Source organism: Hymenobacter crusticola (assembly GCF_002154225.1).
Taxonomy (GTDB): Bacteria; Bacteroidota; Bacteroidia; order Cytophagales; family Hymenobacteraceae; genus Hymenobacter; species Hymenobacter crusticola.
In genome coordinates this window covers 73,670-88,150 of sequence record NZ_MTSE01000016.1, presented here as the reverse complement: position 1 = coordinate 88,150, position 14,481 = coordinate 73,670, and the positions used below count along the sequence as shown (strand labels likewise).

The following is a 14,481-nucleotide window of genomic DNA, read 5'->3' as shown; positions in this document are numbered from 1 at the left end:
GTTGGGAGGGAGAGAGAGGTAAAAAAGGACGTGACGCTCTATAGATTAGCGCACTAAGTAATGGACAAAGATTGCGTAAAAAGAATGTTTGAATGGCATAAATATAAAAGTACTAGTAATAATTATAACTTATTTAGTAAGAAATTATTAATATAAATTTTAATATTAAAGATATCATTGGTTGTTAGCCATTTATAATGCAGCACAGCGGCATAAATCGTTGATAAAATCTTGATAAAATATCTAAGACCAGTACAAGAATAGCTGAGCTTGTGCTGCTAGTCGGCCGAAAGCTGTCAGGGTTTATCCTAAGCTTTGTACAAATAAGACATTGGGGACAGTTCTAGCTTGCTCGTAAGCTAGCCTGCTGCTAAGCAAGCACCTGCAATGTGAACAGGTAAGGGTACGCATCTGACAAAAAAGAGCCGTCTACAAACGTAGCCGGCTCTTGCTCAAGGGTGAGCTAGGTTATTCGATTACCAAGCGCTGGTTCAACGCACCTTGGGTGGAGCGTACTTGCACGGTGTACACGCCCATCGGTAGTCCGCTGAGCAGCAACTCGGCGGCCGCTTGTGGGGCCAGTGTGCGCTCGCGCACCACTTGGCCGAGGCCGTTGCGCAAACTCACTTGCACCGCTTGCGTCGAGAAGTCGAGCGGCAGGTGCAATTGTACGCGGTCATGGGCCGGGTTGGGGTAGAGGCCTAGCTCCCGCGCCGCGCGCGCCGCGTAGGTCAATGTTGGGCTGGTTTGCGCCGTGGCCGCGCCGGCGTTCAGGCGCACGCTGGCCGTGTTCGAGTTCGAGCTGGCGGTGACGAAGTCCAAGTCGCCGTCGCCGTCTACGTCGCCGAACGTAACATCTCCGAGCGACGGAGTTCCGTTGTCCACAAACGGGCTAGAGCCTTCGGCAAACGTGCCAGAGCTAGGCGTGGTGGCGGTCCGGAACTGGAATACCTGCCCGGCTGGCGCCACTGCTGCTCTGCACGGCCGCGGTTAAGGTTGTGAATACCGTTTCGCCGGGCTTAAAGTCGGCAGCGGGGTTGAAGGTAAGCGTATTGCCGCTCACCGTTGCGGTGCCGGCTTTCCGTCCACTTGCTTGCTGGCCGTACACCTTCAAGGCTTGCTGCGTGGCAGCGGTATTGCTCAGGGGCTGGTTGAAAGTAGCCTGTTCGTGGTGCGGAGTGCCGCCACGGCGTTAGGAGGCGGCGTGGTGCTCGTTACTAGAAGCTGCGCCTGCACATGTAGGGCGCTCAGTTGTCCGGCGCATAACACCACGAGCCCAGCGTGGTAAGACTGTAGAATTTTACGGAACGGCGGCAGGATGCTACACCAACAAGAATGCAAAGTAGAAAGGAACACAAGCGGAGTTAAGGAATGGAGTGGATAATGAGCTGATTATGAGTAAGAATACCAAATAACCGTCCTTTCCATGTAGATAAAATGAAAACGTATCAAGGTTATTTTATATAATAAATTTTATTGAATAGACAATATTCTATACTCTTTAAGTAGGCGAAAGGCAATGATAGAGGCCGTGTGGAAAACCTAGGTACTTGATGCAGCAAAGGCGCAACGGACTTTATGCTAGGTTGACAAGAACCTATACAGTGACGGCTGCCGGCCAAGCAATGCCGCGTTACCTTTGCGTAAGGATAGCCTTTTGCAATACCCAACCGCCCGCAGCATGAAAACAAGTAAAGTAGGCGTGGTACAAGCCACCCCCGCGCTTTTTGACCTCGCCAAGAGCGTCGATTTAGTCATAAGCTGGATACAACGCGGCGCCGAGGCCGGCTGCGAGCTGCTGCTCTTTCCCGAGTCATTTATTCCGTGCTACCCGCGCGGCCTGACCTTCGAGGCCATTGTGGGCCGGCGCACCGACAAGGGCCGCGCCATGTGGCTCGACTACTGGCAGAACAGCCTCGCCGTCGACTCGCCCGAGCTAGGTCGGATTCAGCAAGCTGTGCGGAAGGCGGGCGTGTTCGTGGCGCTGGGCATCACGGAGAAAGAGCCGATTGGTGGTACCTTGTATTGCACCTTGCTCTACTTCGGCAAAGATGGCGCGCTGCTGGGCAAGCACCGTAAGCTCAAGCCCACGGGGCTGGAGCGCTACATCTGGGGCGAAAGTGATGGGAGCACGCTGGTGAGTTTTGCCACCGACCTAGGTATTCTGGGCGGACTTATCTGCTGGGAAAATTACATGCCTCTAGCGCGCACGGCTCTTTATCAGAAAGGCGTCGAAATTTACCTCGCGCCCACGGCCGATGCGCGCGACTCGTGGCAGGCGACCATGCAGCACATTGCCCTGGAAGGCCGCTGCTATGTGCTGGCTAGCAACCAGTTTGTGCGCAAAAGCGACTACCCGGAGCGCTACCAAACCGACCTAGCCGACGAGCCCGATGTGATGAGTCGGGGCGGCAGCGTGATTATTTCACCTATGGGCGAAGTTTTGGCTGGTCCGCTGTGGGACCAAGAGGGCTTGTTGACGGCAGAACTGGACGCCGACGTGCTGATTAAGAGTAAATTGGACTTCGACTGCGTGGGACATTATGCGCGCCCTGACGTGTTCCAGCTAACAGTGGCCAACCAACCCGAAACGCTACCCGTGCAGGCTAGGTACGATGGAAAGAAAGCCCGGCAGTCAAAACCTCTTGGGCCGGCAGCCTGTTAAGAGGGACTGAACCGCGTTTACCCTTCTCCAAAACCAACTTTATGATTCCAGTAAAAGGCTATGCAGCGGAAGCTGTGAAAGTCCCCCTCGCGCCTTTCAATTTCGAGCGCCGTGAGGTCGGACCCCACGATGTGCTCATCGACATTCAGTTTTGTGGCGTGTGCCACTCCGACTTGCACCAAATACGCGACGAATGGGGCGGCTCCATCTTCCCGATGGTGCCCGGCCACGAAATCGTGGGCCGCATTAGCAAAGTCGGCGACCATGTAAAGAACTTCAAAGTCGGCGACCTAGCGGGCGTCGGCTGTATGGTCGATTCGTGCCGCACTTGCCCTAGCTGCCAAGAAGGCCTAGAGCAGTACTGCGAAACCACCGGCATGGTGGGCACCTACAACAGCCGCGAGATTGAGAGCGGCGCGCCCACCTACGGCGGCTACTCCAACCAGATCGTGGTGGATGAAAAGTACACGCTGAAAGTATCCGACAAGCTCGACCTCGCCCGCGTGGCTCCGCTGCTGTGTGCCGGCATTACTACTTACTCGCCCTTGCGGCAGTGGAAAGTAGGCCCAGGGCACCGCGTAGCCGTGATGGGTCTGGGTGGCCTCGGCCACATGGCTGTGAAGCTAGCCGCCGCGATGGGTGCCGAAGTAACGGTGCTCAGCACCTCGCCCAACAAAGAAGCCGACGCCAAAGAGCTAGGTGCCCACAAGTTTGTGGTGACGAAGGATGAAGAGCAGCTGAAAAGCGTAACCAACTACTTCGATTTCATCATCAACACCGTATCGGCCCAGCTCGACCTAGCTGCCTACGTGAACCTGTTGCGCCGCGACGGCACCATGATTCTGCTAGGGGTGCCTTCGGAAGCGCCGCACATTCACGCTTTCAACCTCATCAGCAACCGCCGCCGCATTGCCGGCTCGCTGATTGGTGGCATTGCCGAAACCCAGGAAATGCTGGATTTCTGCGCCGAGCACAACATCGTATCGGACATTGAGCTAATCAACATTGCCGATATCAACGAGGCCTACGAACGCATGCTGAAAGGCGACGTGAAGTACCGCTTCGTGATTGACATTGCCACGCTGTAAGGCTAGCATTTGCTCATAGAAAAAGCCCGGTTTCTCTCGTAGAAGCCGGGCTTTTTTAGTGGTAATGGGTTTACAACGCTACTGTCGTTAGCTCACCCGAGTCGCTGACCGTGATGAGGAAACGTCCGCCGTTGGGGGCTTGCAGAATGACCCCGTTTGCGGCATTGCTAAATTCCAAATTGCCGGCTTCCTGAATCATGTTTTGCTTAACGTACAGCGCGCTGGCGCTGATTTCGACAGCGGTGCTGTTGGCCGCTTGCAGCACCGTGTTGCTGCCGCTGTTGAGGTACAGGGTGCCGGAGGCAGTCAAACCATTCGCATCTTTCCCCATCGTGACGGTATTGCCGTCGGTCGAGCGCCACTCGGCTAGGTCGTCGGTGGCGTTGGTGGCCACCTGCGTAACCTTGCCTAAGATGGAAGGTTCGTGCAAAACATTGGACGTGGACGTAGGCATAGGATGGGTAGTTCCGAGTAAAATGCTGCTGTTCGATTGAATAAAGTTGGCGACCAACGCGTAGCCAGCCGACGACAAGTGCAGGAAGTCGTTGCGCAGGGAGGTAGGGGGTACATCGGCCTCGTGGTCTGTCACATCCTGCGCTAGGCTAGGGTTGTACTGCGACACTAAGAACGTGCGTACATCGAGGTAATGGCTGCCATAAAGCGCTGCCAAATCGTGGTTCAACGAAGTTACTACCCCGTAGCCGTACGTGCCGTGGCCTTCTCCCGAGCCGTTCAGGATGGAGAGTACCACGTAGTTGGTATGCGGCAAGGCCCCCACCATGGCGGCAATGTTCGCTTTCACCTGCTCCAACTGGTCGGAGTCGTTGCGGCCTGCCCAAATAATGGTGGGCCAAGCATGCTTGTCCGTATCGGCCAGCATCCGGTTTCTAATCTGAACGGACGTTTCGCCCCCAATGCCGCCGTTGTACACCAGCAGGCCACTAAGCTGGGTTAGGAAGGTAGGGTAGGGCGTGCCACCCGCGCCAGCGGTGAGGGAGTCGCCCCAGGCCGCAATGCCATCAGTAGTTGGACTAGGTTCCATGAGGGGTATGGTTCGTGGTGTAACAATTTGAAAGCCATACGGGAAACGAGCAGCCGTAGCTAATTCAGCAATCAAAAGATGATGAATAGGACTGTCTTAGGAGAGGCCAAGCTTCAAAGGTGCGTTTGGGTGAGCTTTCGTTGTGCTAGGGCCTAGGTACCAGAGCCGCTGAACCAAGAGAACGACCAGCACAAGCGTGAGGACGCTGGAAAGATAATTGCCGGCTTCCCACTTACGGTAAGCCACAACGGCTTGCGTTACGGCGCCAGTCTGGTCGGGCAGGAAGCGCGCTGTGTCTAGGTCGACAATGGCTTCGCCGGTGGAGGGAATGGGATAGATTGGAGTAATCAGCCACTGATTATCTCGCTGCATCGTCAAAAACAGCTTAACATCCTCGCCTTCTAGTACCGCATCACTGCTCTTACCTGGCATGTAGCTTTTCCAGGTAGCGAACATTCGTCCGTGATACTGCTTGATATAATAGAAGCTGCGCAATAGGTCGGAGTGCTCACTCTCGACGGTGACGTGTACCGGCGTGGATGCCAGTGTACTAGGAGAAGTGCGGAGCAGTTTGAAAAAGGAGGTTACTAGTGCCAAGAGGAGCACGAAGCTGTAGCACAGAATCCTGGTCGATTGCCCCTTTATTCTCGGTAAAAAATAGAGTGCAACAACAAGTAACAGATCAATACCTAGGATAGGCAACAACAGAACGCCAACTATCTGGTACAGCATAAAACAGAGCGGATTAGGTAAGCTGAATATCCATGTGCCGGACCAGAGCAGAGGCTAGCTCGACTGCTCGCCCCCGTTGATCATATCCGACACGATGCCTTTATCCGTCGTCAGTTCGGCGCGCACCACCCCGATGATGTGCAGCGCGGTAAAGGCTATAATCAGGTACATCGTGAAGTTGTGCACTTCTTTGATACTGTGTTCCGCGGCGTGCAAGAAGGCGACATCGTCGGCGTAAATTAACGCTAAGCCAGTTATCACCATCACTACCAGCGTGATGTAGAAAAACAGGTAGGAATATTTCACAAATACCGAATGACGATAGTCGGGGCTATCGGCGCCTACCTCGCGGAACAGCTTCTGCACTTGCCGCAGCTTGGCGGAAAACTTCTGGGTGGCGGGCTGGGTGAACTCCGTGATAAGGCGAAACACAAGCAGAGCAGAAAGCCCAACACCTAGGTAAATGTGCCAATCCCAGATGCGGTGCGAGATGATGCGCGTGAGTGACCTAGCCTGCTCCTTCGTAAGCGTGATGTTGCTCTTTTGCAAGGTTTCTTGAAAGAGCGGCCCCGCCTCGCGGGCTTTCACAATCACAAACTGAAACAAGATGGTAATCAGCAGACCTAGGATGAGCAAAGCGCTGGTCCAGTGCCAGAAGCGGAGAGCTGCCGAGTTCTTGCGTTGCGTAGCCGCGAGGGGCGGGGCGGGCTGGGGCATAAGCTAGGAGAAAAAAGAATAGGCCGGCAAAAGCGCCGGCCTACCAATGTAACAGAACTGTTGGGTGTTACGCCACCTCCACGTCGTTGGGGCGATTAGGCTTTTGCTTCCTGCAACACGGCCGTTTCCTCGGGCGCGTGCTTGCGGCCGGGGTACGCAGCCAACCCTTTTTCGAGGCAGGTGAGGGCCACGTTCAGGTCGTCGAGGTTCAGCACGTAAGCTAGGCGCACTTCGTCGTTGCCGAGGCCAGGGGTAGCGTAAAAGCCAGCACCAGGTGACAGCATCACCGTCTGGTTGTCGTAAGTGAAAGCCTCTAGCAGCCACTGGCAGAACTTCTCACTATCATCCACGGGCAGGCGGGCTACCACGTAGAAGGCACCACCGGGCACGGGGCAATATACCCCCGGCATGGCGCGCAAGCGGCTCACCATCAGGTCGCGGCGGGCCGTGTACTCGGCTTTAGTGTGCTCGAAGTACGAATCGGGCAGCTCGGTGGCGGCCTCACCCATAAGCTGCGACAAGCCCGGTGCGCTCACGCGCATTTGGGCAAACTTCAGCGCGGTGGCTTGCAGCTGTTTGTTCTTCGTAACGAGGGCCCCTAGGCGGGCACCGCAGGCGCTGTAGCGTTTCGATACGGTGTCGAGCAGCACCACGTGTTCCTCGGCGCCTTCCAGCTGAAACGCGCTGAAGTACTCGCTGTCGTAGCAAAACTCGCGGTAGGCTTCATCGGAGAGGAAGTACAGGTTGTGGCGCAAGCACAAGTCGCGCATCTGCTCTAGCTCGGTGCGGCTGTACACGTACCCCGTGGGGTTGTTGGGATTGCAGATCAGGATGGCCTTGGTGCGGGGCGTAATTACCTTCTCAAACTCACTAATGGCCGGCAGGGCAAAGCCCTCGTCCATGGTGGAGGTGACGGGTACGATATTCACCGTAGTGGCAATGGCAAACGCCGTGTAGGCACCGTAAAACGGCTCGGGCACAATGACTTCGTCGCCGGGATTGAGGCAGCTCATCATAGCGAAGAAAATAGCCTCGCTGCCCCCCGACGTCACCAAAATATCGTCGGGCACTACGTTCATGCCGGCACGTTGGTAGTACGCCGCTAGCTTTTGGCGGTAGCTTACGCTGCCCGCGCTGGGGCTGTATTCCAGCACCCGGATATCCGCTTGCTGCACCGCCGCCATCATGGCCGGAGGGGTTTCAATATCGGGCTGCCCGATGTTGAGGTGGTACACATGAACGCCCCGCTGCTTCGCTTCATCGGCGAAGGGGGTTAGTTTTCGATAAGGCGACACCGGCATGGCGCGGCCGCGCTGGGATACTTCTAACATGCTCGTACTAAAGGGCCAAGAGCCAAAAATCTCCGAAAAATACGAGGATTGCCGCTAACCTTCGCCGCGAATTATATTTCTGAGGCTGAATTTGGTCAGTTTTGAGCGATAAAGTTGCCGTATACTCCGGCTTTGCCAACCCTACCCTAGCTTTTCGGGTTAACCGCTTATGACTTCCTCCGACCCCCGCGAAGTGTGGCTGCGCGGCCCACTGCCCGATATGCCGTCACTGCTTCAGCCCGTTGCGCACGCGCTTCTGCAAGCCCGCGAAGAACTCGACAAGCTCCTGCTCGATTTCCCCGAAGACCTGCTTTGGGAGCGACCGGCCGGCGTGGCCTCGGTCGGCTTTCATCTGCAACACCTCACTGGCGTCCTCGACCGCCTGTTTACCTACGCCCGCCAAGAGGCGCTTAGCCCCGCGCAGCTACAAGCCTTATCGGTTGAAGGCCAGTGCCCGCAGCCGCCGTGCCACGTCGCCGACCTCGTGCGCGCCTTCGACCAGCAAGTAGACCAAGCGCTGGCCGAGCTGCGCGCCACCGACGAAACAACGTTATCGGAGCCGCGCGGCGTCGGGCGGGCCCAGCTGCCTTCGACCAAGCTAGGTTTGTTTGTGCACGCCGCCGAGCACACCATGCGCCACCTAGGGCAATTGCTCGTGACGGCGCGGGTGCTGCAAGCCGGCCTGCCGTTCCGAACAGCCTGAAGGTTCTGGGTTGCTGCCCTCGGTACGTAGCTTACCTTCCGCTCACGGCTCGGAATGATAAGCTAGCATCTTACGCCGTCCAGTGCTGGGATACGCCGCCTTGGTTGCCAGTGAGCGGATCGGTGGCGGGGCGAGGAAGCGCGGCAATATTCTGGTCGGCGCGGGGCCGCTCGCCGGGTTCGCCGCGTAGCACGTCGTAGGTGCGCCCGTCGGGGTAAGCGCCCACCACTCCAAAATCGGATGACGCCTCCATTTTCTTGTGACCCACGCCGGCCGGAATAACCAAAATATCGCCGGCTTGTACGCGGACCTGCTTGCCCTTTTCGCCACCTAGGTGCAGTAGCGCCGAGCCGCTATATACGCCCAAGACTTCGTGCGAAATGCTGTGGTAATGATGATACGGAAAGACCCCGTTGCGCCAGGAGTTCGTCCAGTTGTTCGCCGCAAAATGCTTTTCCAGCCACGCTGCCCCCTCGGAGCCAGCCGCCGAAAATGCCTTGCGGTACACCAGCAAGGGGTAGCGACTGTTGGGAATGCGGCCGTCGTCCTGAAAAAGGTAGGTTTCGGGCGCTGGCGCCGTTGTGCCGGCTAGCAGCTGAGAAGCCAGTAAGCCAAGGGTGGAGGCGCCGCCCAGGCGCAAGAAGTTCTTTCGGTTCATGGGGAGTAGCGCTAGGTTGGATATGGTTACTACCTACTCAACGAGTCTGACTTCGGAGAGTTAAGGCAGCCACGGCTGCCCGACCTAGCGCTGTTGTTCCCTACTGATAATCGGCGGCAGTGTATACCGCGGTGGCTTGCTGCGCCTGCTGAATGGCGGCGCTTAACGTTTCGTGCTGCGTCAGCTGGCAGCGTTCCTCTATGGCTGCTTCTTGCGTAGCCGTGTGCAGCTGCATAGCAAGCTGACGCGTGCTGTGCTCGGGTTCCACGAAGCGTAAGTGCCGCAACCCTGCCGCGTAGGCGCGCGGCTGCCAATCGGTGGCGGTCCAGTGGCGCACGGTGTTTGGCAGGGTGTCGAGCTGGCGCACGTCCACGATCCAGCTGGCAGGCGCATCAGCGGAGGCGTGCTGGTTATAGAGGGCTAGGCCCTGGTCCATGAGGTGCTGGTAGTGGGGTGGGTTCACGGCACCGTGGAAACGTACCATCAAGCAAGGCACTTCGGGTGCCCACAGAACTGAACCAGAGGAATTAGCAAATAGGAGTGATTGAGCCATTGGAAGATCGAGTTAAGATGCCTACTGAGCATCGAGTGAGTTCTGGCAAGTCCAGAAGAAACTGATTAGCTGGTCGTAGTTGCCATTGATTGGCAAAAACCCGTGCGTGCCAACCAAGCGGGTAGTGCAGCAAGCGGAGCGACCTAAGCAGTAGCTTATAAGTGCAAAATTATAAATATTATTTAAATAACACTACTTATATATTCGTTGCTTCTGATACTATTTTACTGTTGTGTTGTCCTATTGAGCATCTTTCTGGCCGGTTGGTCGTTAATAGTGCATGAAACTGGAGTTTGAACCGATTCAGCCCACGCCGGGTAGCTCCTTTACCCTGCTGCACTTCACGCACGCGCAAGACCGCGACATTCTGTGGCATTATCACCCTGAGTACGAGCTGGTTTATATTCCGCGGGGCAGTGGCCGGCGGCACATCGGGCAGCATTTCTCCCGCTACCAAGGAGGCGAACTGGTATTTATTGGGCCCAACTTGCCGCACCTGAGCTTCAGTTACGAGCAGCAAGGCAGCTTCGAGCAGATTGTGGTGCAGCTGCGCGAAGATTTTATGGGCGACCAGTTTTTGCAACGGCCTGAGCTAGCTGCTGTGCAACAGCTGTTTTTTCGCTCTCGGCAGGGGTTATCGTTTGGGCCAGCTACCCGTGCTTCCGTAGGAGCCACACTGCGCCAGATGCTCACCCAACCAGGTCCTACTCGCCTTCTTACGTTGTTGCAGCTGCTTTACGAGCTAGCTGAGGCACCCGACGTGGTCGAGCTGCAGGGCGATATGGGTATGTCGGCGCTGCAAGCTCGGGAGCAGCAACGGCTCCGCGAGGTATATCAGCACATCGAGCAGCACTACGCCGAGCCCATCACGGTGCAAGCAATGGCCGACCTGACGCACCTGACGGTGCCGGCCTTTTGCCGCTACTTCAAAAAGATGACTGGCCAAACGCTCACCGGGTTCTTGCAGGAATACCGCATCAGCCAAGCCCGGCTGATGCTGCTGGGCGACATGGCTATCATGGAAGTGAGCTACGCGGTGGGATTCAATAATTTGTCGCACTTCAACCGCACTTTTCTCAAGCTCACCGGCCAAACTCCGACGGACTACCGCAAGCAGCAAGCCGTGGCAAGCTAGCTAGGCTATTTCAAGGAAGTAGCTCTGCTTCAGAGGCGTGCCTAGCTGCACAGGCCGACTTATTTACCTTGCGCTACTAGTTGCTCTTGCCTTGAGTTGGCCGTTAGCTTCAAATAAAGGATGATGCCGGAAAGCACGGCGGTTACGCCATTGGCCACCAGCACCGGCACGTTGTCGATGGCTAGGGCGTACCCAACCCAAAGCATGGTACCCACAAAGAGCATCGAATACGTGGGCAGCGACAGGCTAGCCGTCGAGCGGGTGAGGATGGTTTTGTAAGCTTGCGGAATGTAGGCAGCCGTGGTAATAAGGGCGGCCAGCAGACCGAGTACAGAGATGAACGTCATAGGCGTGGAGTAAGTGAAACAAAACGACCTGACTTAGCTCTGCCCTAAGGCTTTGGCTAAAGCTAGATCGAGAACTAAAAGGCGGTTACGAAAGGCCTGTTTTAGTAAGGCCAGGCTTTTTGATAGCTGCGAAGTAGGGTGCTCCTACCCTGGAAACAGAGATTCAGATACCGGAGCGTACGCGTGGCATCCTCGGCAGTAAACTGCCAGACGTAAGGGAAATACATACCAGAAAAAAGAGCGTGAAGCAGCAAAACAAAACGTAGCAGAAAAGCTAGCTGCGCTGAAAAAAGCTGTTGCGAACCTAGGTGCATAGCAGCCGGTTGGGGGCAACAGCCTACGGACCTATCATCCGCCGCAAGTGAAACCACAAAGGTAAAAGACTCTGAAAAAGCCTACTGCCACTGCATTATCCAGTTTTGATACTGAATTAACGCAGTGGCAGTACGGTAGTAGAGGATTAGCTTGGCGTGCAGCGGTGCTAGGTGTTTGGCTCGCGCTGAGGGTCGCGCACCACCAGCGTGAGCGTCGTCTGCACGTACTGGTTCATCTTCACGATGGGCGTTTTGCCGAGCGTGTCGAAGTCGCCGTTGATATCGGTGAAGCTGATGACCTGGGTGAACAGGGGTTTGTCTTCCACGCCCTGGAGTTGCTCGCCTACCACGCCACCGAGCTGGAGCAGGAGGGAGGCAATCTGGGCCGGGGCGTTGGCGATGGTGGCCACCACCGCATTCACCAAGCTTTGGTAGTCAGCTGAGTCTTTGGCTTGCGTCAGGATGGTGCCGGTGTCGCGCAGGCGCTCTTTGCTTTTCATAACGGAGAGCAGCAAGTGAATCTGCGAGGGAGCGGGCGCATCCGGGGTAGTTTGTTTCCAGTAATACGCCGTTTTGTCCACGGGCAAGTCTTCGTTGTCGTCGATGCGGGCGAAGCCAGAAAGGTTGATGGTTTGCGGCTCGGGGTTCAGGTTATCAAACACAATGAGCAGCAAGTACACGTCGGCGTAGCCAGGGAAAGGCCACACTTTAGGCGTCCGGTTGTCTTTCACCAGCACCCGCGAGAGGCGCACCTCTAAGCCGGTCACGGTCTTCGAGTCGGGAATAGTTTGGTCGAAAGCACGCCGCACGGTAGCAGCCGGCAACGACACGGTGTCAATTACAGCGTTGGTTTGCAGATCGAGCGCCATCAATAGAAGATTATTGTGTGGTATGGTAGAAAACGGCGTTTTAAAGAGCTCAGTCACCCACCAATCGGGCAACCCAAGCGTCGAACTGGGGGTACCCTAGGTGTTGCAGTCGTCAGACCAGCGGGCGACTTTATACCACGCTCGCTTTGGCTAGCGCTGCTTGCTCCAATTCCTGAAAGGCGGCCAGCAACGACAGCGTGACCTCGCCCGGCTTGCCAGTACCGATGGGCTGGCCATCCAGCTCCACCACAGGCAGGAGGCGTTTCGTGGTATTCGTCAGGAAGGCTTCCTTGGCCTGCCACACATCGTGCAGCGTCACAACGCCTTCCTCTACGGGGTACTGTTGGCTGGCCAGTTGCAGCACCTTCTTGCGGGTGATGCCAAACAGCATGTCTTGCGCGGGCGTCACGACGGTATTGTCCTGGCGTACGATGAAGAAGTTGCTGCGCGGAAACTCACTCACCACGCCCTGCTGGTGGTACAGCACGTCGTCCAGACCTAGCTCGCGCAGGCGTTGCAGCAGCCGAATGCCCATGGTGTAATTGATGGTTTTGGCCCGCGCCACCTCGCGCACGTACTCATGGCTCATAATGCGGATGCCCCGGTCGACGACCGACTGTTCTACCATCGTGAGCGGCTGCTGAATCATGACCAGGCTGGCCTGCTCCGGCACCGGCGTGTAGCCATCGGTGGAGTAGCCGCCTGTGAGTAGCAATTTGATGCCCGACAACTCTAGGTTGTTACGCTGGGCCAGCTCCAGTACCGTCTCCCGCAGCGCCTCGCGCGACATGGGCACGTCGAGCTGCATGAGCCGCGCCGATTCGTAGAAGCGGTCCAGGTGATCTTCCACGAACAGCGGCTGCGTTTCGTGGATGCGGAAGTAGTCGAAAACCCCGTAGCCCCGCTGAATAGCAAGGTCGCTCACGTGCAAGTAAGCATGGGTAAGCGGCACTAGTTCACCGCGAACGAAGGCGTAAAGATCAGGGCTTGAGGGCATGGTGTTTCTTGAGGAGGGGAATGACTTTATCCAGCGGCAAGGCTTCTACGGTGTGGTTGTCGGTGCCGGTTGTGGTTTCTGCTTTAAACAACGAATTGATAATAGCTTCTTCGGTGGCTTCCACGGCTGCCAGAAACAGCGGCGACATGGCGTCGTTGGTCAGCACGGTAGCAGTTTGGGTGGCTTCGGCGGAAGCGTAAGGTACGCGCAGGCCAGTATGCGTAGAAAAGGCCAGCACGTAGTCGCCGCTGCCGTTGGTGGCGATGCCGCCGGTTTTGGCCAGGCCCATAAAGGCGCGTTTGGCGAGGCGCTCCAGGTTGCGTGCGTCCACGGGCGCATCGGTGGCTACCACCATCATGCAGGAGCCGTCGGCTTTGTCCTTGAGCTGCTCGCTTAAGTAAAATTGCCCGAGAGTTTCGCCCACGCGCACACCATTCACCTGCAGCACGCCCCCAAAGTTGGTTTGCACCAGCACGCCCACCGTGTAGCCACCTAGCTTGGCCGGCAGCCGCCTCGAAGCCGTGCCGATGCCGCCCTTGAAGCCAAAGCAAACGGTGCCCGTGCCCGCGCCCACGTTGCCCTCCGCCACCGGGCCGCTGCTCGCCTGCTCGATGGCAGCGCGCACGTGTTGCTCGGTGATGGAGCGGCTGCGGATGTCGTTCAGGTAGCCGTCGTTGGTTTCGCCCACTATGGCATTCACGGAGCGCACTTGCTCGTTGCCGGGCTGGCGCAGCACGTAGTCGACTACTGCGTTCAGGCCTGTGCCCACGGCTAGGGTGTTGGTCAGGATGATGGGCGTTTCGAGGTTGCCTAGCTCTTGCACCTGCGTGGTGCCGGCAAGCTTGCCAAAGCCGTTGCCGACGTACACCGCCGCGGGTACCTTCTGCTGAAATACGTTGCCGGTGTGCGGTATGATGGCCGTAACGCCTGTGCGTACCGTCTTGCCTTGCACCACCGTGGTATGGCCCACGCGCACCCCTTCCACGTCCGTAATAGCGTTGAGCGGTCCGGTTGGCAGCACACCAATGGCTAAGCCATAGGCCCGCGCCCGCTGCCGTTGCTGGCTCCAGGCCGGAGAAGCGACACTACCTAGCAGAAGCAGGAGCAAAGCAAGGCGCATAAGGATAAGGCGGAAGGTCAGGGGTAAAAGTAACAAAAACCAGTTGGCAGCGGCTGTAGTCCGTCCGCTGCTAGCTCTGGCGTCTGCCTACTGCGTTGGCCAGCGCACGGCCCAAGAAAGCTAGGTTTGCGCATTAAACTTTGGCAAAGCAGCGCTGTCTAAGGATCAGTCAACAGAAAGCGGCGAAGCTAACGGGTAGCATACAACTTC

The 14,481-nt window shown here is 56.9% G+C and carries 15 protein-coding genes and 1 pseudogene; 4 read left to right on the top strand and 12 right to left on the bottom strand.

The features are described 5' to 3' along the window. Window positions 1-468 precede the first annotated feature (468 nt). Together BXP70_RS21900 and BXP70_RS21895 are read right to left on the bottom strand one after the other, a co-directional pair. Window positions 469-885, bottom strand: coding sequence for a T9SS type A sorting domain-containing protein (locus tag BXP70_RS21900; protein ID WP_143436624.1), 417 nt, complete (start codon window positions 883-885; stop codon window positions 469-471). A gap of 34 nt (window positions 886-919) precedes the next feature. Next, a pseudogene (locus tag BXP70_RS21895) lies at window positions 920-1,153 on the bottom strand (Ig-like domain-containing protein); the annotation flags it as partial. Window positions 1,154-1,681: 528 nt separating this feature from the next. On the opposite strand from BXP70_RS21895, the gene BXP70_RS21890 reads away from it, so the two are divergent. Together BXP70_RS21890 and BXP70_RS21885 are read left to right on the top strand one after the other, a co-directional pair. Then, window positions 1,682-2,665, top strand: a complete 984-nt coding sequence (locus BXP70_RS21890) for a carbon-nitrogen hydrolase family protein (RefSeq protein WP_086596262.1) — start codon at window positions 1,682-1,684, stop codon at window positions 2,663-2,665. Window positions 2,666-2,706: 41 nt separating this feature from the next. Continuing rightward, the gene (locus BXP70_RS21885) at window positions 2,707-3,753 is read left to right on the top strand and encodes an NAD(P)-dependent alcohol dehydrogenase (RefSeq protein WP_086596261.1); all 1,047 of its coding nucleotides are present in this window, start codon (window positions 2,707-2,709) and stop codon (window positions 3,751-3,753) included. A 70-nt stretch (window positions 3,754-3,823) separates the two neighbouring features. On the opposite strand, the gene BXP70_RS21880 is transcribed toward BXP70_RS21885, so the two are convergent. From BXP70_RS21880 to BXP70_RS21865, 4 genes are all read right to left on the bottom strand, one after another. After that, on the bottom strand, window positions 3,824-4,795 hold the full coding sequence (locus tag BXP70_RS21880; RefSeq protein ID WP_086596260.1) for an SGNH/GDSL hydrolase family protein: 972 nt from the start codon (window positions 4,793-4,795) through the stop codon (window positions 3,824-3,826). A gap of 96 nt (window positions 4,796-4,891) precedes the next feature. Then, window positions 4,892-5,392: a hypothetical protein gene (locus BXP70_RS21875; protein WP_143436623.1), complete on the bottom strand. Its 501-nt coding sequence runs from the start codon at window positions 5,390-5,392 to the stop codon at window positions 4,892-4,894. 189 nt (window positions 5,393-5,581) lie between these two features. Continuing rightward, window positions 5,582-6,244 carry a cytochrome b/b6 domain-containing protein gene (locus tag BXP70_RS21870; RefSeq protein ID WP_086596258.1) on the bottom strand — a complete coding sequence of 221 codons (663 nt, stop codon included), beginning with the start codon at window positions 6,242-6,244 and terminating at the stop codon, window positions 5,582-5,584. A 95-nt stretch (window positions 6,245-6,339) separates the two neighbouring features. Next, complete coding sequence (locus BXP70_RS21865; protein ID WP_086596257.1) at window positions 6,340-7,575, bottom strand: pyridoxal phosphate-dependent aminotransferase; 1,236 nt, start codon at window positions 7,573-7,575, stop codon at window positions 6,340-6,342. A gap of 169 nt (window positions 7,576-7,744) precedes the next feature. On the opposite strand from BXP70_RS21865, the gene BXP70_RS21860 reads away from it, so the two are divergent. Continuing rightward, window positions 7,745-8,278, top strand: a complete 534-nt coding sequence (locus BXP70_RS21860) for a DinB family protein (protein WP_086596256.1) — start codon at window positions 7,745-7,747, stop codon at window positions 8,276-8,278. 70 nt (window positions 8,279-8,348) lie between these two features. On the opposite strand, the gene BXP70_RS21855 is transcribed toward BXP70_RS21860, so the two are convergent. Then, window positions 8,349-8,936, bottom strand: coding sequence for a cupin domain-containing protein (locus tag BXP70_RS21855; RefSeq protein ID WP_086596255.1), 588 nt, complete (start codon window positions 8,934-8,936; stop codon window positions 8,349-8,351). Window positions 8,937-9,036: 100 nt separating this feature from the next. Next, on the bottom strand, window positions 9,037-9,489 hold the full coding sequence (locus BXP70_RS21850; protein ID WP_143436622.1) for a hypothetical protein: 453 nt from the start codon (window positions 9,487-9,489) through the stop codon (window positions 9,037-9,039). 280 nt (window positions 9,490-9,769) lie between these two features. Between BXP70_RS21850 and BXP70_RS21845 the strand changes: the two genes are divergently transcribed. Next, window positions 9,770-10,624, top strand: a complete 855-nt coding sequence (locus BXP70_RS21845; RefSeq protein WP_086596253.1) for a helix-turn-helix domain-containing protein — start codon at window positions 9,770-9,772, stop codon at window positions 10,622-10,624. Between the two features lie 59 nt (window positions 10,625-10,683). Here BXP70_RS21845 and BXP70_RS21840 read toward each other — a convergent pair whose 3' ends face one another. The 4 genes from BXP70_RS21840 to BXP70_RS21820 all read right to left on the bottom strand — a co-directional run bounded on the left by BXP70_RS21840 (window position 10,684) and on the right by BXP70_RS21820 (window position 14,271). Beyond that, a complete protein-coding gene (locus BXP70_RS21840) occupies window positions 10,684-10,971 on the bottom strand; it encodes a SemiSWEET family sugar transporter (protein WP_086596252.1) in 288 nt (95 codons plus the stop codon). 481 nt (window positions 10,972-11,452) lie between these two features. Beyond that, a complete protein-coding gene (locus tag BXP70_RS21830) occupies window positions 11,453-12,154 on the bottom strand; it encodes a hypothetical protein (protein ID WP_086596250.1) in 702 nt (233 codons plus the stop codon). A gap of 130 nt (window positions 12,155-12,284) precedes the next feature. After that, window positions 12,285-13,151: an aminotransferase class IV gene (locus BXP70_RS21825; protein ID WP_086596249.1), complete on the bottom strand. Its 867-nt coding sequence runs from the start codon at window positions 13,149-13,151 to the stop codon at window positions 12,285-12,287. Then, entirely contained in the window at window positions 13,135-14,271 is a 1,137-nt protein-coding gene (locus BXP70_RS21820) for a DmpA family aminopeptidase (RefSeq protein WP_086596248.1), read from the bottom strand. Before BXP70_RS21820 ends, BXP70_RS21825 begins: the two co-directional genes overlap by 17 nt. Between the last annotated feature and the right edge of the window lie 210 nt (window positions 14,272-14,481).